18 protein-coding genes are annotated in these 19,063 nt (G+C 64.8%); 8 read left to right on the forward strand and 10 right to left on the reverse strand.

Going from position 1 to position 19,063, the window contains the following annotated elements:
* The 3 genes from A5709_RS03550 to A5709_RS03560 all read left to right on the forward strand — a co-directional run.
* Positions 1-1,034 (forward strand): Zn-ribbon domain-containing OB-fold protein (locus tag A5709_RS03550; RefSeq protein WP_068118012.1); only part of this gene is annotated, 1,034 nt, incomplete at its 5' end.
* Positions 1,031-2,191 carry a beta-ketoacyl synthase N-terminal-like domain-containing protein gene (locus A5709_RS03555; protein WP_068012486.1) on the forward strand — a complete coding sequence of 387 codons (1,161 nt, stop codon included), beginning with the start codon at positions 1,031-1,033 and terminating at the stop codon, positions 2,189-2,191. The genes A5709_RS03550 and A5709_RS03555, both read left to right, overlap by 4 nt.
* Positions 2,192-2,202: 11 nt before the next feature.
* A complete protein-coding gene (locus A5709_RS03560; RefSeq protein ID WP_068118015.1) occupies positions 2,203-3,018 on the forward strand; it encodes an enoyl-CoA hydratase/isomerase family protein in 816 nt (271 codons plus the stop codon).
* Here the strand turns inward: A5709_RS03560 and A5709_RS03565 are convergent, their stop codons facing one another.
* The 5 genes from A5709_RS03565 to A5709_RS03585 form a co-directional block, all read right to left on the reverse strand.
* Positions 3,019-3,855: a PaaI family thioesterase gene (locus tag A5709_RS03565; protein WP_068118019.1), complete on the reverse strand. Its 837-nt coding sequence runs from the start codon at positions 3,853-3,855 to the stop codon at positions 3,019-3,021. It lies immediately after the preceding gene.
* Positions 3,852-4,592, reverse strand: a complete 741-nt coding sequence (locus tag A5709_RS03570; RefSeq protein WP_068012492.1) for a FadR/GntR family transcriptional regulator — start codon at positions 4,590-4,592, stop codon at positions 3,852-3,854. Before A5709_RS03570 ends, A5709_RS03565 begins: the two co-directional genes overlap by 4 nt.
* 101 nt (positions 4,593-4,693) lie before the next feature.
* Positions 4,694-5,836: an acyl-CoA dehydrogenase family protein gene (locus A5709_RS03575; protein WP_068118021.1), complete on the reverse strand. Its 1,143-nt coding sequence runs from the start codon at positions 5,834-5,836 to the stop codon at positions 4,694-4,696.
* Between the two features lie 6 nt (positions 5,837-5,842).
* Positions 5,843-6,835 (reverse strand): acyl-CoA dehydrogenase family protein, encoded by a 993-nt coding sequence (locus A5709_RS03580; RefSeq protein ID WP_082953587.1) that lies wholly within the window; start codon positions 6,833-6,835, stop codon positions 5,843-5,845.
* Positions 6,836-6,837: 2 nt separating this feature from the next.
* Positions 6,838-8,040, reverse strand: a complete 1,203-nt coding sequence (locus A5709_RS03585; protein WP_068118024.1) for an acyl-CoA dehydrogenase family protein — start codon at positions 8,038-8,040, stop codon at positions 6,838-6,840.
* Between the two features lie 109 nt (positions 8,041-8,149).
* On the opposite strand from A5709_RS03585, the gene A5709_RS03590 reads away from it, so the two are divergent.
* From A5709_RS03590 to A5709_RS03605, 4 genes are read left to right on the forward strand one after another with little or no spacing between them, the layout of a single operon-like run.
* The gene (locus A5709_RS03590) at positions 8,150-9,646 is read left to right on the forward strand and encodes an aldehyde dehydrogenase family protein (RefSeq protein WP_068118027.1); all 1,497 of its coding nucleotides are present in this window, start codon (positions 8,150-8,152) and stop codon (positions 9,644-9,646) included.
* On the forward strand, positions 9,643-10,854 hold the full coding sequence (locus A5709_RS03595; RefSeq protein ID WP_068118031.1) for a CaiB/BaiF CoA-transferase family protein: 1,212 nt from the start codon (positions 9,643-9,645) through the stop codon (positions 10,852-10,854). Before A5709_RS03590 ends, A5709_RS03595 begins: the two co-directional genes overlap by 4 nt.
* Positions 10,854-11,804 carry a VOC family protein gene (locus A5709_RS03600; RefSeq protein ID WP_068118034.1) on the forward strand — a complete coding sequence of 317 codons (951 nt, stop codon included), beginning with the start codon at positions 10,854-10,856 and terminating at the stop codon, positions 11,802-11,804. Before A5709_RS03595 ends, A5709_RS03600 begins: the two co-directional genes overlap by 1 nt.
* Positions 11,805-11,836: 32 nt before the next feature.
* Positions 11,837-12,667, forward strand: a complete 831-nt coding sequence (locus A5709_RS03605) for an enoyl-CoA hydratase/isomerase family protein (RefSeq protein ID WP_068118038.1) — start codon at positions 11,837-11,839, stop codon at positions 12,665-12,667.
* A gap of 12 nt (positions 12,668-12,679) precedes the next feature.
* On the opposite strand, the gene A5709_RS03610 is transcribed toward A5709_RS03605, so the two are convergent.
* The gene (locus tag A5709_RS03610) at positions 12,680-13,288 is read right to left on the reverse strand and encodes a TetR/AcrR family transcriptional regulator (protein ID WP_068118043.1); all 609 of its coding nucleotides are present in this window, start codon (positions 13,286-13,288) and stop codon (positions 12,680-12,682) included.
* Entirely contained in the window at positions 13,266-14,273 is a 1,008-nt protein-coding gene (locus tag A5709_RS03615) for a Rieske 2Fe-2S domain-containing protein (protein WP_156767952.1), read from the reverse strand. The genes A5709_RS03610 and A5709_RS03615 overlap by 23 nt, the downstream gene beginning before the upstream one ends.
* A 329-nt stretch (positions 14,274-14,602) precedes the next feature.
* Between A5709_RS03615 and A5709_RS03620 the strand changes: the two genes are divergently transcribed.
* The gene (locus tag A5709_RS03620; RefSeq protein ID WP_068118082.1) at positions 14,603-15,376 is read left to right on the forward strand and encodes an SDR family NAD(P)-dependent oxidoreductase; all 774 of its coding nucleotides are present in this window, start codon (positions 14,603-14,605) and stop codon (positions 15,374-15,376) included.
* Positions 15,377-15,731: 355 nt separating this feature from the next.
* On the opposite strand, the gene A5709_RS03625 is transcribed toward A5709_RS03620, so the two are convergent.
* The 3 genes from A5709_RS03625 to A5709_RS03635 are packed head-to-tail and all read right to left on the reverse strand — an operon-like array spanning position 15,732 to position 19,035.
* Positions 15,732-16,643, reverse strand: coding sequence for an SDR family NAD(P)-dependent oxidoreductase (locus A5709_RS03625; RefSeq protein ID WP_068118050.1), 912 nt, complete (start codon positions 16,641-16,643; stop codon positions 15,732-15,734).
* The gene (locus A5709_RS03630) at positions 16,640-17,782 is read right to left on the reverse strand and encodes an acetyl-CoA hydrolase/transferase C-terminal domain-containing protein (protein ID WP_082973763.1); all 1,143 of its coding nucleotides are present in this window, start codon (positions 17,780-17,782) and stop codon (positions 16,640-16,642) included. Before A5709_RS03630 ends, A5709_RS03625 begins: the two co-directional genes overlap by 4 nt.
* A 59-nt stretch (positions 17,783-17,841) precedes the next feature.
* Positions 17,842-19,035 carry an acyl-CoA dehydrogenase family protein gene (locus tag A5709_RS03635; protein ID WP_068118055.1) on the reverse strand — a complete coding sequence of 398 codons (1,194 nt, stop codon included), beginning with the start codon at positions 19,033-19,035 and terminating at the stop codon, positions 17,842-17,844.
* Positions 19,036-19,063: the final 28 nt, after the last annotated feature.

Below are 19,063 nucleotides of genomic sequence, written 5' to 3' on the forward strand. Positions count from 1 at the left end.
ACGGCGCAGTCCTGCTGGCTGCGCTGTACCTGCCGGCCGACACGCCGATCACGGAGGTGCTCGGCGGCGCGCCCGCCGTCCTGGACCAGCTCGTGACGGCGTCGCCCGGCACGCTGGTGATTGCGGCCGACGACAACGACGGGGCGGTGGGTGCGGCTGCCGTGTTGATCGGCGACGGCGAACCCACGTTGACCGCGGTCGGACGTCAGACGAGGAGCCTGCCGCTGGTGGCGCGGAGCGGCGACGGCAAGTGTCATTCCTATGCCGACCCGCGCCTGCAGCGTGAGGTCGGGATCCGGGGCACCATGAGCCGGCTCGAGCTGGCCGGTGGCCCCGTGGTGGCCGCGGTGGCGGGCGTTGCCGCCGCACAACTCGGCGGTGATGTAAACACGAAAACGGCCGTCGAGGACCCTCGGGTGTCCGCCGCCGCGGTCATCAGGGTGATCGCCGAGGCGATCGAGAGCGGCACGCACGGCCTCGTATTCGCGGCGGAACAGTCGACGATGAGCGTGGCGGAGCTCAGCACCGCGACCGGCCCGCGCGTTGTCCGCGATGAGGCGCCCGCTCGCGAGCTTCCCGCCAGCCGGGTCGCCGAGGGGGTCGGCATTCCCATCTCGCTGCCGGCATACAGCCGTGCATTCGAGCCCAAGATTCGTTGGGAGGCAGCCGTATTCGACGAGCGGCCCGGTATCGATTCCGCGCCGCAGTTTCCACCCCGAGTCCGCGTCGACAACTCCGGTGCCCTCGCCACCGAATACCGGCTGGAGCCGTTGCCGCGAACGGGCACCGTCTACACCCACACGACCATTCGGATACCGGTACCGGATCTCCCCGGCCCGTACTCGCTTGCCGTCGTGCAACTCGACGGCAGCCCGGTTCGGGTGCTGATGAAGGTGACCGGGGTTCCCGCGGGCGAGGCGACGATCGGGCAGTCCGGTGCGGTGGTGTTGCGGCGAATCGCCACCCGCGCAGGCATACCCGATTACGGCTACGCGTTCTGGCCCGGCCGTGGCAAGGAAGGAGCTCTGGCATGAGGAACGTCGCCATCGTGGGTGCCGGAATGACCCCGTTCGCCGAACATTTCGAACTGGGCATCAAGGACCTGGTGCCGATGGCGTACGCCGAAGCCGTCGGCAACGTCGACAAGGGCATCGAGAAGTCCGAGATCGAGGCGGCGTGGTTCGGAGAGCTGTCGACCACCGACGGCTTCCCGTCGGGCATCCTCGCCGATACCCTCGACCTCACCGACATACCCGTTACTCGCGTCGAGAATGCCTGTGCCACAGGCAATGACGCGATCCGCAACGGCACCATGGCTATCGCGTCGGGCTTCTACGACGTGGTCCTGGTGGTGGGGGCGGACAAGGTGCGCGAGACCGCTTCCAACACCACCTTCTGGGACTGGGCGGCGATGACCCGCGACAACGCCTGGGATTACCCCCTCGGTCTGGTGGCTCCTGCGAACTTCGCGTTGCACGTCAACCGCTACCTGCACGAGTCGCCGGCGACCAAGGAACACATGGCCATGGTCGCGGTGAAAAACCACTTCCATGCGCTGAAGAACCCCAAAGCGCAACTGCGCTACGAGATCAGCGTTGAGAAGGCGCTCGCCGCACCCATCGTTGTGGAACCGTTCGGCCTCTACGACTGCACACCGCAAAGCGACGGAGCGGCTGCGGTTATCTTGGCAGCCGAGGACGTAGTCGACCGCTACACGGACCGCCCGGTCTGGGTGCGCGGGGTCGGCATCGGGATGGATCGGGTGATGCATCAGCACAAGCAGGACATGACCACGTTTCCGCCGACCGTGCGGGCGGCCAAGTCGGCCATGCGGATGGCGGGGCTGACACCGAGTGACATCGATGTGGCCGAGGTGCATGACTGCTTCACCGGGGTGGAACTGATCAGCTACGAGGACCTCGGCTTCGCCAGCAGGTTCGAGGCATACAAGCTGGTGGAAGCGCGCGAAAACTACGTGGGCGGCTCGATCCCGATCAACCCCAGCGGGGGCCTGAAGGCCAAGGGACACCCGCCGGGCGCCACCGGCGTGGCGCAGTGCTATGAACTGTTTAACCAGCTCCGCGGCCAGGCGGAGAACCAAGTCGACGGCGCGCGGTTTGCCTTGGCGCACAACATCGGTGGTCCAACCGCGGTCTCCGCGGTGACCATCCTTTCCAACCAGAAAGACTGACGGGACATCACATGACGACTTCCGATATCGCCACCCTCCCCGGCTACGAGCAGTTCGCCCCATGGCTGTTGGTGGAGAAGCGCGGCAACGTCCACGTGGTGAGCATCAACCGACCGGAGGCGCTCAACGCCGTCACCGAGGAGGTGCACCACGCATTCGCCACCATCTGGAAGGTGCTCGACGCCGACGATGACGTCAAGGCGGTCGTGACTACCGGTGTCGGCAAGGCGTTCTCGGCCGGCGGGGACATGGTGATGTTCGGCCGCCTCATCGAGGACGAGGTGGCGCGCGCATTTCAGATCCACGAGGCCCGCACCGTCTTCCTCGAGGTGATCAACTTCCCGAAGCCCCTGGTGTCCGCGGTCAATGGGCCGGCGGTGGGGCTGGGCTGTTCGATCGCCCTGTTGTCCGACCTGCTGGTGATGGGGGAGAACAGCTACTTGGCCGACCCGCACGTGGCCGTTGGGCTCACTGCCGGGGACGGCGGTGCTGCCATGTTGCCCTTGCTGATCGGCATGATGAAAGCCAAGGAGTATGTGTTGCTTGGTGATCGGATCACCGCGCCGATCGCGGAGAAGCTGAATCTGGTCACCAAGGTCGTCCCCGACGACGCGGTGCTCGAGGAGGCGCTGGCACTCGGCGAGCGGTTCGCCGCACTGCCGCCGCAGGCTCTGCGGTCGTCGAAGGTGGCGCTGAACATGCACCTGGCCCGGGCTGCTCAAGGTGTTCTGGAGTACGCGCTCGCCGAGGAACTGACGTCGTTCTCGACGCCCGAGTTCAAGGAGCGAGTCGCCGCGTTCCGCGCTCGATCCAAGAAAAGCCCCTAGCTAGCGGTAGGCGGTGACGCGCGCCGTCACCGCGGGCTTGCCGTCGTCGCCGATCGCACGCGCGTCGGCGACGGCAGTGCCGCGTCCGATGCGCAGCGGCGCCGCTTCGTAGCGAGACCGGTCGCCGCCGTAGAAGGGACGCAGAAAGTTCACCCGGACCGATGCGGTTCGCATCGGCGCGCCACCCGTGTTCACCGTCGCGGACGCGGCCAATTCGAGTCCCGCCGAGGCGACTCCGCCGTTGATGACCCCAACGGCGTTGTTGAGGAACGGATCTACGTGCTGACGCAGGACTCGCACCGCGTCGGCAGGCGGCATGGGTTCCACGGCCATCAGCTCCGCCAGGGAGGTGTTGAAATTCTTGGCCACCGTCTCGGTGGGCTCGCTCAGGTCGAGGGCGTCGGGTGTGACGTAGTACGACCGCACGGTACCCCCGCCGATGACGACGCCGTCGCAAGTCAGGGTGCACACCGAAAGCGCTGACCCGCTGTCGCGAGGGCCCAGCGGTCGCCCAGATGCGACAACGGGGGAGGCGCCGATTGCGGTCGCCCGCTCGCTCCCTTCGGGGCTCAGCTCGATGGCCAATTCGGTGGACACCGTCCACTCGGCGTCGCGATGCCGGAAGTGGTTGGATAATCCGCTGACGGCATCGATGAGCACGCCGAGTGGGCCGATGGTCGGCAGGTTGGTGAAGGGATTGCGCATGCCCGCGAGCGGCATCGACATCTCTACGACGGCGGACTCCTGATCCGCGATCAATACCTCGATCCCAAACCGCCGGAGCAGATGAATCGGCGTCTCGATGTCGTGGCCGGTGTCCCGGCTGACATCTGTCATTCGAGAAGGTCGACGACAGTGGATAATTCGGAACCCGACAGCACGAATTCCTCCGCCTTCTGTAGGTGCTTTTTCCACAGCTCGCCGGCCTTCTCGGCGTCCCCCGCCTTGATCAGATCCAGCACCATGCGGTGTGTCTTCGCGGACCGGCGGACCGCCTGTTCCGCGCGAGCACCTTCGGTGGGCTGCAGCGAGCGATTCGCCTTCTCGACGATGTGATGCAGCATGTCGCTGACGATCTGCAGGGTCTTGTTGCCCGACAGCCGTGCGATGGCGGCGTGGAAGTCCGTCAGTTGGACCACGGCATCGCTGCCCGGTTTCAACTGCTCCTCGGCTTCGACGATCTGCTCCAACTCCGCGATCACCTTTGCGTTGCGCTCTTTGGCCAGCCGTACGACCATCGGCGTCTCGAGAGCCATTCGCGCGTCGTAGACGTCTTTGAGCGTCACGCCTTCATACTCGAGAATCACTCCGGCATAACGGGCAAGCGTTTCGCGTCGCGGTCGGGTGACCTTGGCGCCACCTCGTACGCCACGCTGCACGACGATCAGCGATTCCGATTCGAGAACGCGGAATGCCTCCCGCAGCGTCGGCCGCGACACACCGAACCGCTCCATCAGTTCTGACTCGGGGGGCAGCATCGTCCCTTCGGCGATCTCGCCGCGGATGAACATCCTGCGCAGGACGGTGGCCACGCGATCGGCCATCTTCGGCTCGCGAAGGCTGGTGACCTCCATATCGACCCTCCACCGTAGTCGTAATCAACTAACTGTTTGTAGGTTAGCCGAACGGCCCTGCGCAAATCGCTAACGCACCCGCTCAGTGAGCAAGCTCATCGTCAAAAGCCCATCGCGCGGCCCATCAGATCCTTCATGATCTCGGTGGTGCCCGCATAAAGTCGCTGCACCCGCGAGTCGCGCCACAGTCGAGCCACCTCGTACTCGTTGATGTAGCCGTAGCCGCCGTGCAGCTGCAGGCACCGGTCGAGGATCTCCCACTGCACCTCGGAGGTCCACCATTTGAGGCCCGCCGCGTCGGCGTCGGACAGGGTGCCCTCGTTGACCGCAAGCACGCACTGATCGAGATACGTCTGTGCAGCGTCGAGTTTCACCTGCATCTCGGCGATGAAGTGCCGGTTGACTTGGAATGTACCGATCGGCTGGCCGAAGGCCGTGCGCTCCAGTGCATAAGCCTTGGTGAGATCGAGCGCTCGCCGGGCTGCGGGTAACGCATAGCAGGCCACGCCGACCCGCTCGAAGGGCAGATTGGACACCAGGTGATAGAAGCCGCGGTTCAGCTCCCCGACGAGGTTCTCCTTGGGAACCCTGACGTTGTCGAAGAACAACTCTGCGGTGTCCGCGGAGAACTGCCCGATCTTGTCGAGTTTGCGTCCGCGGGTGAATCCCTCCATACCGTCTTCGATCATCACCAGGCTGATGCCTTTGCGCCCCGCCGCCGGATCGGTCTTCACCGCCGCGAGCACGAGCTTCGACAGCAGCCCGTTGCTGATGAACGTTTTCTGCCCGTTGACTACCCAGTGATCGCCCTCGTCTCGGGCGGTGGTCTTGATGCCGGCCAAGTCGGATCCCGCCGCCGGCTCGGACATCGCAATCGAACCGATGTACTCCCCGGAGATGAATTTCGGCAGCCAACGCGCCTTCTGTTCATCGGTGGTCAAGCTGTTGAGATAAGGCATCAGGATGTCGTTTTGGACGCCGAGGCCGATGCCGACCGAGCCGGTCATGAACATCTCTTCGGAGATGATCTGGTTGAACCGGAAGTCCTTGACACCAAGCCCGCCGTACTTCTCGTCGAACTCCCAACCGATCAGACCGTGCTCGCCCGCGGCCAGCCACGCTTCACGGCCGACCTTGCCGTCGCGTTCCCACTTCTCCACGTTGGGAACGCACTCCCGCTCGAAGAACGCTCGCGCGGTGGCGCGGAAGTCGTCGTGTACCTCGTCGAAAATGTTGCGGCGCATGATTCCTCAGTCCAGGTTGATGATCGCGGGAAGTGCGCGACCGGGCGCAAAGGTGTCGAACAGGCGGTCGGCCAGCAGCGACTCCAGCTGCGAGTAGGAGCCGCACAGCGCATCGATCTGAAAGCCTCGCTTCACGTATCGATGGAGGTCGTGTTCGGCGGTCAACCCGACCGCCCCGCACACCTGCAAGACGGCGTCGGCGACGCCGCGGTGTGCCCGACCCGCCGCCACCTTCGCGGCTTGGGCCGACAACACCCCGCCGTAGCGCCACGAGTCCTCGAGAAGTGCGCGCGCGCCCTCCAATTTGGCCGCGGCAGCCGCTAGGGCATGGCGCGGGGACTGCAGCGAGCCGATCGGCGAACCGAACTGGACGCGGACGCTGACGTGTTCGACGGCGATGTGCAGCGCCTGGTCCGCCAACGCCACGAGTTCGGTGGCCAGCGAGCGGTGCGCCGCCGCGATCGCGCGGCCCCACTCCGTTGACGCATCGATGAGGTCGCCGTCGGCGACCCCCTCGACGCGACACCAGATCACACTTGCGTCGAATGTGTCGAGGGGTTCGCTCCGCAGCTGACCGGCGTCGACGACGGCGACGGCGACCGTTCCCATGGCGCCAGAGATCGGAACCAGGACGCGGCCGCGTGGCGGACCGAGCAGGATGCCTTTGACGTGGCCCTCGGTCGAACTGGGCGTGGACCCGTGGGACAGCGTGGGCAGCACGACGGCATCAACCGGCGAATCCACCAACGACGCCAGTTCAGCCAGCATGACGCGGTCCAGCGCGTCGGTCAGGGCCAGGGTTCGCCCCTGCGCCCGGAATAACAACGCACACGCGTCCACCGGGTATTCGGATTCAATGTCCGACCAGCCGAGCTCGGCCAGCAGTGGACCGATGGCGACATGGTCCTGCTTGGCCGCGACTTCCTCGAACAGGCGGAACACCGCCTCTTCGATCATCGGCCACGATTCGTCGGTTGGATCTGCCCCTCGCGTGCGCATCGTCACGATGCGCGCCTTTCCTTCGGCAGCCCGAGAATGTGGTCGGCGATGATCCCGCGCTGAACCTCGGCGGTGCCGCCCATGATTGTGGCGGCCCGCGAGTACCACCACTCCGCGCGTGCGGTGTCGAGCTCGGCAGGACCGCCCCCGGTGCCGACCATCATGTGGTCTCGCGCGACGTCGAGGATCAGGTCGTTGACCGCGCGCTCGGCCTCGCTGCAGAGCAGCTTGTCGATGCTGCTTTCGGGGCCAACGGACTCGCCGGCGGCCAGGTTGCGCACAGTGGTGGCGGCACGGGCCTGCGCCGTGATGACGTCGACATAGACGCGCGCGAAGCGCTCTCGCTCGGCCGAAGCCGCTCCGCGCGTCACCATGTACTCGCGCAGCCGTCCCAACTCCATGAGCACCTTGTTCAGCGCCGCATAGCCGTACATGCCGCGCTCGTACTGCATCAAGAACATCGTCACGGCCCAGCCGCCGCCGACCTCGCCCACCAGACGTTCCGGTGGCACCCGGACGTCGTCGAAGAACACCTCGGCGAGCTCGCGCCGCCCGCTGGCCAACGCGATCGGCCGCACCGTCACGCCGGGTGCGTCCGTGTCGATCAGCATCATCGTCAAGCCCCGGTGCCTGCTCTCCGGCGACCCGGTGCGCACGAGCACGCAGAGCCGCTTGGCCGTGCCACCTTGACTGGTCCAGATTTTTTGGCCGTTGACGACGAATCCGCCCGCGCCGTCTTCGGTTGCACGGGTGCGCAGCGAGGCCAGGTCGCTGCCGGACTCCGGCTCGGAAAAGCCCTGTCCCCACCATTCGGTGCCGTCGAGGTAGCGGGGAAGGTACCCACCAGCCAGGTGAGGGGCGAACTTCAGGATCGCCGGGCCCATCACCTCCAAGGTCCACGCCTGCGCCGGGATGGGCAGCATCGCGTTCGCAAGCTCCTCGTAGAGGACGGCACGGTGAATCTCGTTGCCGCCCAAGCCGCCGGCCGCCTCGGGCCAGCCATAGCGGTTCCAGCCGTCGGCGTGCAACCGTGTCATCACCGCCGCATCGTGCTCGAGCCCGGCCTCGGCGGTCGTGGACGCGGCGGCGCGCCATTCGTCGGCGCAGTTGAGATTGCGCAGATACTGCCGTAGATCCTGGCGGAAGGCCGCGACCCGCGGAACGTAGTCGACCCTGCTCGCGGTGTCGTCGACGGCGTCAAGCACTGCGCACCCCTTGTTCAGTATTGGGATCCGGCCTACGCTCGAATCAGATAAACAGTTATCTATAACAGGTACACTAGGCCGCGCCCACAGTCCAGCAGGAGGAGTGCCAATGACGGCATCGCCGGTAGACGCAACAACCGTCCAGTTCAACCCTGAAACTCGTCTCTATATTGACGGCAGGCTGCGGGATTCGTCCACGGGCAGGACCGTCGACAACGTCAACCCGGCGACCGAGGAGGTGCTCGGGACCTGTACAGATGCGAGCGCCGAGGACATGGAACAGGCGATCGCCGCTGCGCGGCGCACGTTCGACACCACCGACTGGTCGACCGACCACGAGTTCCGCAAGCATTGCCTGCTGCAGCTGCACAATGCGTTGCAGGAGGAGAAGGAGGACATTCGCGCCGAACTGATCGCCGAGGTCGGGTCGACGGTGGGGATGACCTATATCGCGCAATTGGAGTGGCCGTTGGCCGACGCGGTGAAGTGGCCGGCGGAATACATCTCGAAATTCGCTTGGGAGCGGATGCTCGACCAGGACGCCAAGATGGGGCTTCCGTACAACCGCGTCGTTGTCAAGGAGGCGATGGGGGTGGTCGGAGCCATCACCCCGTGGAATTTTCCATTCGAGATCATCAGCAACAAGGTGGGCCAGATTCTGGCGACCGGAAACACCCTGGTGCTCAAGCCCGCGATCGAGACGCCGTGGAGCGCGTTGCGGTGGGGCCGGATCATCGCCGAGAAGACCGACATCCCGCCCGGTGTGGTCAACATCGTTCCGGCGTCTGACAATAACGTCGCGCAGATACTTGCCACCGATCCGCGTATCGACATGGTGTCCTTCACCGGTTCGACGGCGGTGGGCAAGCTCATCCAGCGCCTGTCCGGGGACACGATGAAGCGCAACATGCTCGAGCTCGGCGGGAAGTCGGCGTATCTGGTGCTCGACGACGCCGATCTGGATACGGCGTTGCCTGGATGCATTGGCGCGCTGATGCATTCCGGCCAGGGGTGTGCGCTCGCCACCCGAATGCTGGTGCCGCGCTCGATCTACGGGCAAGCCGTCGAGGTGGCCACCGCCATTTTCGGTGCGCTCAGCGTCGGCGATCCGTCGGACCCGAACACCTTCTGCGGGCCGCTGGTCTCGGCCAAGCAGCGGGGCCGAGTGCTTGACTACATCGAAATCGCTAAGCGCGAAGGTGGTCGCGTCACAGTCGGTGGGGGCGTACCGGAGGGACTGGACCGCGGCTACTTCGTGGCGCCGACGGTCGTTGCTGACGTCGAACCGGCTCACACGATCTTCCAGGAGGAGGTCTTCGGGCCGGTGCTGTCGATCACGCCGTACGAGGGTGGTGACGACGCCGCCGTCGAGTTGGCGAACGACTCCCGCTACGGTCTGGCCGGCGCCATCATGGGCTCCACCGAGCGGGCCATGGCCGTCGCGCGCCGCATCCGGACCGGTTCGCTGATGATCAACAGCGCCATGTATTACGGTGCCGACGCACCGTTCGGCGGCTACAAGATGAGCGGCATCGGGCGCCAGAACGGCCACGAGGGCTTCGAACAGTACCTGCAGACCAAGACGATCGGATATCCCATCGCATGACCGACATTCTCAGTGGGGTTCGCGTTGTCGAGCTCGCAGCTTGGAGCTTCGTCCCGGCAGCGGGTGCCGTGCTCGCTGACTGGGGCGCCGACGTTATCAAGGTCGAGCATCCCGAGACCGGTGATCCGCAGCGCGGGCTGATCAGCTCCGGGATCGTCACGGGCGCGGGGGGCGTCAATCACTTCATCGAACAGCCGAACCGCGGGAAGCGCAGCATCGGCCTCGATTCGTCGACGCCCGCGGGTCTCGAACTGTTGATGAAACTCGTTGAAACCGCTGACGTTTTCTTGACGAATCTGCTGCCGGATTCGCGCCGGCGGATGGGCATCGACGTCGAGCAAGTACGCGCCCGCAACCCGAAAATCGTCTATGCCCGCGGCCACGGCTACGGAACCAAGGGCGATCTCGCTACGCAGGGCGGTTTCGACCTGGCCGCGTATTGGGCACGCGGTGGGATTGGCGAGGCCTACGCCGCCGGCGACGGTTCGTACCCGCCGGTGCAGCGGCCCGCGTTCGGCGACGTGTACGGCGGCTTTGCCATCGCCTCGGGCATCGTTGGAGCACTGTATAAACGCGAACGCACGGGGGAACCGTCGGTGGTGGACGTGTCCCTCCTCAGCTCGGCGATCTGGCAGCTGGGCCCCGACATTGTCGGCGCGGGCATCACTGGACAGGACATCCCGAAGTTCCAGTTGGCAGAGATGCCCAACCCGGTGGCCAGCATCTACCAGACGCGCGACGGGCGCCATATCGCCTTCGTGCTCCTGCAGGCGGATCGATTCTGGGCCGATTTCTGCACGCGTCTCGGGCGGTCCGATTTGATCGCCGATGAGCGGTTCGCCAACGCCATGGTGCGGTTCCAAAATCGTGCCGAGTGCATCGTCGAACTGCGCAAGACGATCGGTCAGCATGACCTGGCGCACTGGGAGGGCGCGTTCAAAGGCTTCGACGGGGTGTGGGACGTGATGCGCACCGCCCGCGAAATCCACGACGACCCACAGGTGCTGGCCAACGGCTACCTGCCCCGCACCACCGACGCCAACGGCAATGAATTCGCCCTCGCGGGTAGCCCTGTGCAGTTCGATGAGACACCACTGGAATTGAGAGGCGCGCCGGGACACGGTGAGCACACCGATGCACTGCTGGCCGAACTGGGATTCAGCGAGGATGACATCATCGATCTCAAAGTCAAATCGGTTGTTCTGTAGTGGTATCCGATTATCTGGCCCGCCGGTTCCTGCACGTCAACCTGAACTGTGAGTCCCTGGAAGCGACCGAGCGGCTCTACTCGGGCGTCCTGGGCCTGTCGGCCAGGATGCGCACCGACCCGACGGTCCCGACCAACGGTGCCATCCTCGGCATCGACGACGAAACCTACTGTTCCACTGCTTTTCTCTACGACACCCGGGGAGGTCGCAACGGCTGTGCGCTTGAGGCGATCGCCTATGAATCCCCGCCTCTGACCCGCGATGAGCGAACCGAACCGACCAGACCGGGCATCCGCGCGGCACTCATGTGGGTAGCGGATCTGGACCATGCCGCCGTGGCCTTGGGGGAGGCGGGTGTGCCAGTCGGCGAGCCGGTTGAGGGGCTCATCTCGGGCGCGAAATCGGTGCTCGCGCTCGACCCCGACGGTGTCGTCATCGAGTTGGCGCAGGCCCCAAGCGATCTAGACGCCTCGGGCGGCACACTGTTTTCCGGGATCCGCATTGCGGCCATCGACATCCTCGCCACCGCGCAGTTCCTGACCGCGATCGGTTTCATCGAAATCGAAGCGCCGACAGCAGTGGCGGTTTCGGGCAACCAGTTGGCGCCCGGCGGCTCCGCCGATTCCGTCGAATGCGTCGTCGCGCGCTTCGCGCTTCCGGAGGATGGACAACGGTTCACCGTCACGGTGGTCCAGCACCCGGATGCGACGACTGGCGGGCCGGTGCCGTGGGGCGGCAACCGCCAGGGACTCTACCGCTGCGCGCTCCGGGTCGAGAATGTAGAGAAGGCGCTGGCGGCTATGCCGAATTCGGTTGAGCGGAAGGGTGATCCAGTGTGGTGCCCGCTACCGGGAACCAAGATCGACGGCTTGTACGTCGCGTTTCTGCGCTCACCCGACGGCGTGGTGTTCGAGTTCGTCGAGCGTCCGTTGATGTTCTTCAGCAAGTGACGGACCGCGCCATTCAACCTTCGAGGAGTGATATGTCCGCCGAGCCCAACGAGCTGAGCCCCCGCCCGCCCGACGGTGACTGGCTGGGCACGCCCTTCCTGCGATTCGAACGCGAAGGCGGCTTCGCCGTCCTGACGCTCGACCGCCCCATGGCGCGCAACGCGATGACCCCCGCGATGTACTTCGGTATTCGCTACGCCATCTCGCGCGTCAATTCCGACGACAACCTGGCCGGGCTGCTGATCACCGGCACAGGCGATGTATTCGCGCCTGGCGGCGATCTCGCCCAAGGCGCTGAGGACAATTGGATGGACTTCGCCGCGACGATGGGCATGGACGTCACACCGTTCGACAGTCTGCGCCAGTCGGCCAAACCCGTCGTCGCCGCCGTGAACGGTCTCGCCCAGGGCGGCGGACTCCAGATCGCCCTCTGCAGTGACATGGCTGTGGTCAGCGACCGTGCTACTTTCCGAGTGCCGGAGCTGTACCGGGGAATTGCTGACACCTATTACAGCCAGATGCTCGCCAGGGTGATCGGACCGGTTCGCGCGCGAGACCTGATGTTCACCGGCCGGGTGTTGTCCGCCCAGGAGGCGGTTGACTGGGGTCTGGTCGCCCGGGTGGTCCCTCATGACGACCTGATGACAGCCGCGCATCAAGTTCTGGCCCAGTGCTGCCGCACCGCGCCACACGCGCGTGCCCTCATCAAGTCCAGTCTCGACAATTACATGGGTCTTTACGATCGCATCGGGATGAAGGTGAGTCTCGATGGTCCCGAGGCTCGCGAAGGTTTCATCGCCTTCAAGGAGAAGCGATCACCGGACTGGGTGCATCCAGAATTGCGGGTTGCGGGCCGGCTGTAGTTGCTCCGACGGTCAACCGCTCAGTAGGCGGGCGATCATTTCGGACAGCGCGAGGATGACACTGTCTCGTGACGCCGATGGAATCTCGTTGTGTTGGACCATCAACCAGCTACGGTCGAGCATCGCCATCACCGATAGCCCTAACGCGGGGGGCTCGGCGTCGGGCGGGCGGGCCGCCAGCTTGGCTATGCGCTCGCCGAGAGCCGCGGCCGTTCGGCCGTGGGCGCGGGTTACCGCCGAACGGAACTTCGCATCCTGCGGTGCGTCGTCGGCAGAGCGGATGACGAAGGCGCCGTTGCGGTCCAAATAGGAGTAATAGCTGTTCACCCATCCTCGGACGGCGGACTGGGTCGGCGGGTGGTCCAGCTCACCGAAAGACTTTACGACGTGCAGAGCTTCGCGGTAGGTCGCCGTACCCAGCTCTATGAACAGTTCGGTTTTGTCGGGAAAGTAGTAGTAGAAGCTGGCGCGGTTGATCTGGGCCAGATTGGTGATGTCACGAATGGTGACAGCTGAGAACCCCTTGCGGGCAAACGCTATCCGCGCGGCGTCAAGTATCGACTCGCGCGTGCGATCGGACTTGCGGCGCCCTGCGGGGCTACCAGACGCTGTGGCCGACAAGTCGGTCCCCCGCAGCCTGGGGCTCAGGATAGAAGCTGGAACACCACGCACGAAGCTTCTTGAAGCCGGCCGCCTCACTGGTCGCGAGCGCCGGCGGATCCATATATTGCTGATGATCCCAGATCTGAATATCCTGGGGCAGCGCGCGTTTGGCTAATGCGAGCCGCTCGGCGAAATCAGCACTTTCGGCATCAATCCAGTAGCCGGCGAAGATATCCGAGGTCTCTTCGTCGACCGGCGTAGCGCAGATGGAGATGACCCGAATTCCCTCTCGAGTGTGTTCTCCGTTGAAACTCACCCCGACGCCCGACCAATAGATCTCGATCGTGTTGAGGGTGTCGTCGCGACGATCCACACCATCCACCCACCGTCGGCCGAACCCGACCTTTGACGACCAGGTCGACCTATCGGTGGACTCGCGCAGCACCACTGGGCTGATTGGGGTGTGATGCACAAATCGGAAGTGGTGCGGGTCAACCGCGTTCTCGGCGATCACCTGCGGATGTACGTGGATGTTGGTGAATCGCGTGCGGCAGTCCGCATTGAGCGGGTGGTAGCTGCGCGAGGCGACGTGATCTCCCAGCATCTCGAAACCGGTGGGCAGCTGCCACAAAGGATTTCGTCCAGCAGTGTCATGCCAGATGTATATCGATTCGTTAACTTCGGTCACGGGATAGGAGCGGATCCGTCGGCCTCTGTTGGGACGGTCCTGGTAGGGGATACGGACGTTGCGACCCTGGCCGTTCCACACCCAGCCATGAAAAGGGCATTGAATGCCGTCCTCGACCACGCAGCCGCCGAAAGCGAGGTTGGCGCCGAGGTGCCGACAGTGAGCATCCATCACGCACACTTGCCCGTTGTGGGCCCGGAAGGCCACGAGGTCACGGCCGAAGTAGTGCAGGGCCTTCACTTCACCGAGTTCCAGGTCGGCGCTCCACGCCACCTGGAACCAGCCTGTGGGTTGCATCGTGGGCCAGTTCTGCATCGATGCGCTCCTTCGCCGGAACATTCACTTTCAGTGGAGCATACCGCAGTTTCAACACACGTGTTGAAAATATCGGTCAAATCCACGATGCCGTATAGAACAATCGCCCGGACCCACGGCCCCGCGAAGAGGGGAGGCCAGCTGGAGGTCTAACGTTATAGATAATTAGTTAATGATATAACTTGATCGGCTGCGGAGTGCCCGGAGGGTTCCGCGTTACTGGTCGCGCAACGTGGCTGACGTGTAGGCATCCCACGCCCTTCCGGGTTCGAATGAATCGAACTTCGTTCCGGTACTGGCCCGTTAGAGAGATGTTTGAGGAGATGGAAATGAGTGAACCGGCAGATCGGTTGTCTGGCAAGGTGGCCCTGGTAACCGGTGCGGGCCGCGGAATCGGTCGCAGCATTGCCCTTCGCTTCGCGCGAGAGGGCGCGTTGGTAGCGGTCGTCTCCAGAACGGGATCGACGGTGGACGAGGTCGTCGACACCATCACCCAAGGCGGAGGATCCGCGATCGGATTGCAATGTGATGTCACCGACAAGGCGCAGGTGCATGCGGCGGTGCACTCCACGGCCTCACAATTCGGCGGCATCGACATCCTCGTCAATAACGCACACCACACCACCGGTGTTACCAACGCACTAGTAGACATTGACGATAATCAACTGCAGATGCAATTTTCGTCGGGCCCGATCGCTACTCTGCACTTCATGCAAGCGAGTCATGGGCATCTGAAGGAACGGCGCGGGGTGGTAATCAATTTTGGCTCGCCAGCAGGGATTTCATCGCCAGCGGGTTACGGGGCGTACTCTGCCGCCAAGGAGGCCATTCGGGCCCTGAGCCGCACCGCCGCTCGGGAGTGGGGAGCGGACGGAATTCGTGTAAACGTCATCTGCCCGACGACTCTGACAGAAGCGCTCGCGGAGGCAGTGCAAGATGAGCGTGTGGCAAAGATGGTTTCCAACGTCCCCTTGGGAATGCCCTCGCCGCCAGAGGAGAGCGTTGCACCGGTCGCCCTCTTCCTTGCCTGCGATGACTCGAAGTACATCACCGGTATGACCTACATGGTTGACGGCGGTAGCACGATAGACGCCGCACGCTAGCTTCGGACACCGCGTCTCGGTCGTCCTGCCCGTCTGTGTTTTCCTCTGGCGCAGGCAAAGGCTCTCGACACGTCAGCGCGCCCGACGATGTCCTCGACAAAAACATCTTCATACCGGCTTCTGCGCGAACATCGCGGCCCCGACGTCGAGCAACCGTCGCGTCGCTGTTGCGGCTCAAGCCGCCGGCGCCCATACATCTGGCGCCGGCCTACGGTAGGTGGCCTCAGAGGCGAGCGGTCGCATCGATTCGGCTACGGCAGAGGCAACTGCGGGCAGTGCAGCGGCGATCTCGCCTGCGGGTGCTGCCACCTGGTCGAATCCACAATCAGCGCAGTGCTCCTCCACGAGTGTTACCTCAGGTCGCCGGCAGCGGCCCGGCCAGTCCGCGCGGTGATGTGCCGTACAGCCAACTCACCGCCTGGCCGATCTCGTCGAATGCCAGCGACGTCCCGTCTTTGGCGGCGTAACGTCCAGGCGCCTCCGCGAAACCTGCTACGCGACTGAGCTTGTGGCCATTGATGCGCAGAATCTGGCCCGTCAACCAGCCCGACTCCGGACCCTGCAGCCACGCCACCACCTCGGAACTGCGCGCCGGGTCCAGTGCCGGGTCGGCGGCCCGGTCTCCCTTGAAAAAATCTTCGCTGATCCGGGTAACGGCCAGCGGCGAGATCGCGTTCACCGCAACGCCGTACCGGCGCGCCTCCATCGCCGTGACGACGGTGAGATTCGCGATCGCGGCCTTGGCGGCACCGTAGGCACTTTGTCCGACGTTGCCCCACAGGCCGGCGCCGGACACCGTGTTGACGATCCGCGCGTCGATCTGGTGGCCCCCCTTGGACTGCGCCCGCCAGTACTCGCAAGCGTGTTTGGTGACGGCGAAGGTGCCCTTGAGGTGCACGGCGATCACCGCATCCCAGTCGTCCTCGGTCGCGTTGGCCACCATCGCGTCTCGCACGATGCCCGCGTTGTTCACCACGCCGGTCAGGGTGCCGAAGGTGGAAACGGCCGCGGCGAGCATGTCGGCGACGTCGCTCCACGAGGCCACCGACCCGGTATGCGCTATCGCCTTGCCGCCGGCGGCTTCGATTTCGGCGACGACCTGGGCGGCGGGACCCGTGTCACCCGCGGAGCCGTCGCGGCTGACACCCGGGTCGTTGACAACGACCGCGGCGCCATGCGCGGCCAGTGCGAGGCAGTGGCCGCGTCCGATGCCGCGTCCGCCGCCCGTGACCAGGACGACGCGCCCCGATAATGCTCCTTCAGTCATTGGTGGTCCTTTCGTTCGAACAGTGCACCGATGAGTCGCCTGCGCTGGTTCCAGTCGGCGCCACGCAAGTCCGCGTTGCCCGATTCGGTGACGATGAGGTCGACGTCGTGCGCGGGTGTCGATGCCGGCCTGCTCAACTGCTCGACGAAAGGGGAGTGGCCGTTCACCGTGGAAGGAACAGCGATGATGGACAGGCCGCCCCGGCTCATGCTGGCCGCCGCGCAGTAGTCCGGATGTCCACCGATGCCGCCGACGATTTTCTCCCCGACTCCCTCGACGTTGATCTGACCGAACGGATCGATTTCGAGCGCGGTGTTGACCGCGACCAACGGAATGCCTCGAGACAGCCGGGTGAGGTCGTGGGTGTAGTCGATGCCGTGCAGGATCGGCTTGCCGTCGACCCAGCGGTAGAGCGTTTGGGTCCCGAACAGGTATGTGGCACTGGGCATTCCGATGAGCAGTCCGCGAGAGTCGAGGTCCACGACGGCGTCGGTCAACAGGCCGGTGTCGATGTGGAGCGGCCGTCGCGTGCGGTTGAGCAACGCGGTGCCCAGCTTGCCGGGGCCGTACTGCAACCGTGCGCCTTCGGGTACGAATCGCAGCACCGCGTCGGCCAGGGCTTCGTGAACCGCGTCGGGAAAGACGCTGGGCATCTCGACGGGGCCCTCTGAGGTATGGCCGATGAACTCGATCGCCTCGGCGGCCAGGGGCGGGCCGGCGTCGGCGAGCGGGGCTTCCGTGTCGGCGATGGCGAAAACGGCCGTACCGGCGTCGACGATCTCGCGTTGCCAGGACACCTCGGTGCTGAAATGGAAGCGGCCCGCCCTGTCCACCAGGCGGGTGATGAGTATGTCGGGGCGGAGCACGCCTCTCATCAGCGAGGCAACTGAACTGAGCCGGGTCGGGACGAAACGCGCTGTCGGCGAACCCAGTACGTTCCGCACGCCCCAGCCGGGCATAATCGCGACGACTTCGGCGAAGGCGTCGGGCTCGAACCCCTGCATGGGCGAGGGCAACCAGCCGACGACAAGTCGAACCCCACCGATCTCTCGTGCCACCGCGCTGAGCGTGGCGCACACCGAAGCGCCGTCGCCGGTACACCGCGGCGCGCCAACACCGTCGCCGAGCGCGACGGTCATGCCTGGGCGCAGCTTGTTTCGCAGTGCGGCAGAGAATTCCGTCTGTATTGGGTCGACAGTCACCGCGGCTCTTTTGGCAGACCCAATATCCGCTCTCCGAGGATGTTGCGCTGAATTTCGCTGGTGCCGCCGAGAATCGTCTGTGCGCGCGCAACCAACATCGCGCGGACCAACTCGGCGTCGTCTGAGTCGTCGGAGGGGTCGACGCAGACATCTGTGCCGAGCACTTCGGTGGCGAGGTCACCGAGGTCGCGGTCGGTCTCCGACGTCATCAGCTTGAGAACAGAGAAGGCCGACGACGACGTATCCCCTTCCTCGATCGCGCGCTCCCAGGTGAACCGCAACAGCCACATTCGCGCCCACAGCTTCGTCATCGATTGGGCCAGAATGGGATTCAGCTGATCGCGGTCACGTGCCGCCTGCATCATTCGGTCGAGCAGCTTGAACATCCCCACGGCATTCGAACCCAGCGTCAGCCGCTCGCGGCCCAGCGTGACCAGGGCGATCGTCCACCCTTGGCCCTCCTCGCCGATCAAGTTGTCTTCGCTCAACTCGACACCGTCTAAGAAGACCTCGTTGAACTTGCTCTCGCCGTCCATCTGCCGAAGCGGCCGCACCGAGACGCCGGCAGCATCCATCGGAACGATGAACATGCTCAACCCACGATATGAATCCGGTCCGGTGCGGGCGAGCAGCAAACCGAATTGCGCCGAATTCGCGGCCGAACTCCAGACCTTCTGCCCATCTATGCGCCACCCCGAGGCGGTCTTCTGCGCCTTGGTCCGCACACCGGCCAGGTCGGACCCCGCACCGGGCTCGGAGAACAGCTGTGTCCAGACATGGTCTCCCAGTCGGATGGGCTCGAGGTAGCGCGATCGCTGCTGCTCGGAGCCGAACTTGATAAGGACCGGTCCGACTAGGTCGATGGCGGTGATCGCAAGCTGGCGAGGCACCCCGGCGCGAGCGCACTCCTCGGCGAACAGCGCCTGATAGGCAACCGACGCATCGGTACCGCCGAAGTCGACCGGCCAATGCAAGCACACGTAGCCGTGCCGAGCGAGGTACTTGTGCCAGGCGCGGCCGGGCTCGATGTCCTCAGCGGTCGGCGTGGGGCCGTAGTTCCGAAGTCCCGGCGGTTTCGGCGCACCCTCCAAGAAAGCACGGAACTGCGACCGGAGCGCCGCGACGTCCTCGGTCGCCCCGCGACCCCTCGACGTCTCAGCTGACGTCGAGTTAGATGCCGTATTCGTCAAGGACCGATTCCATCGCGTTGAGGAGGAT

It is taken from the genome of Mycobacterium sp. E1386, from assembly GCF_001672745.1.
GTDB lineage: Bacteria > Actinomycetota > Actinomycetes > Mycobacteriales > Mycobacteriaceae > Mycobacterium.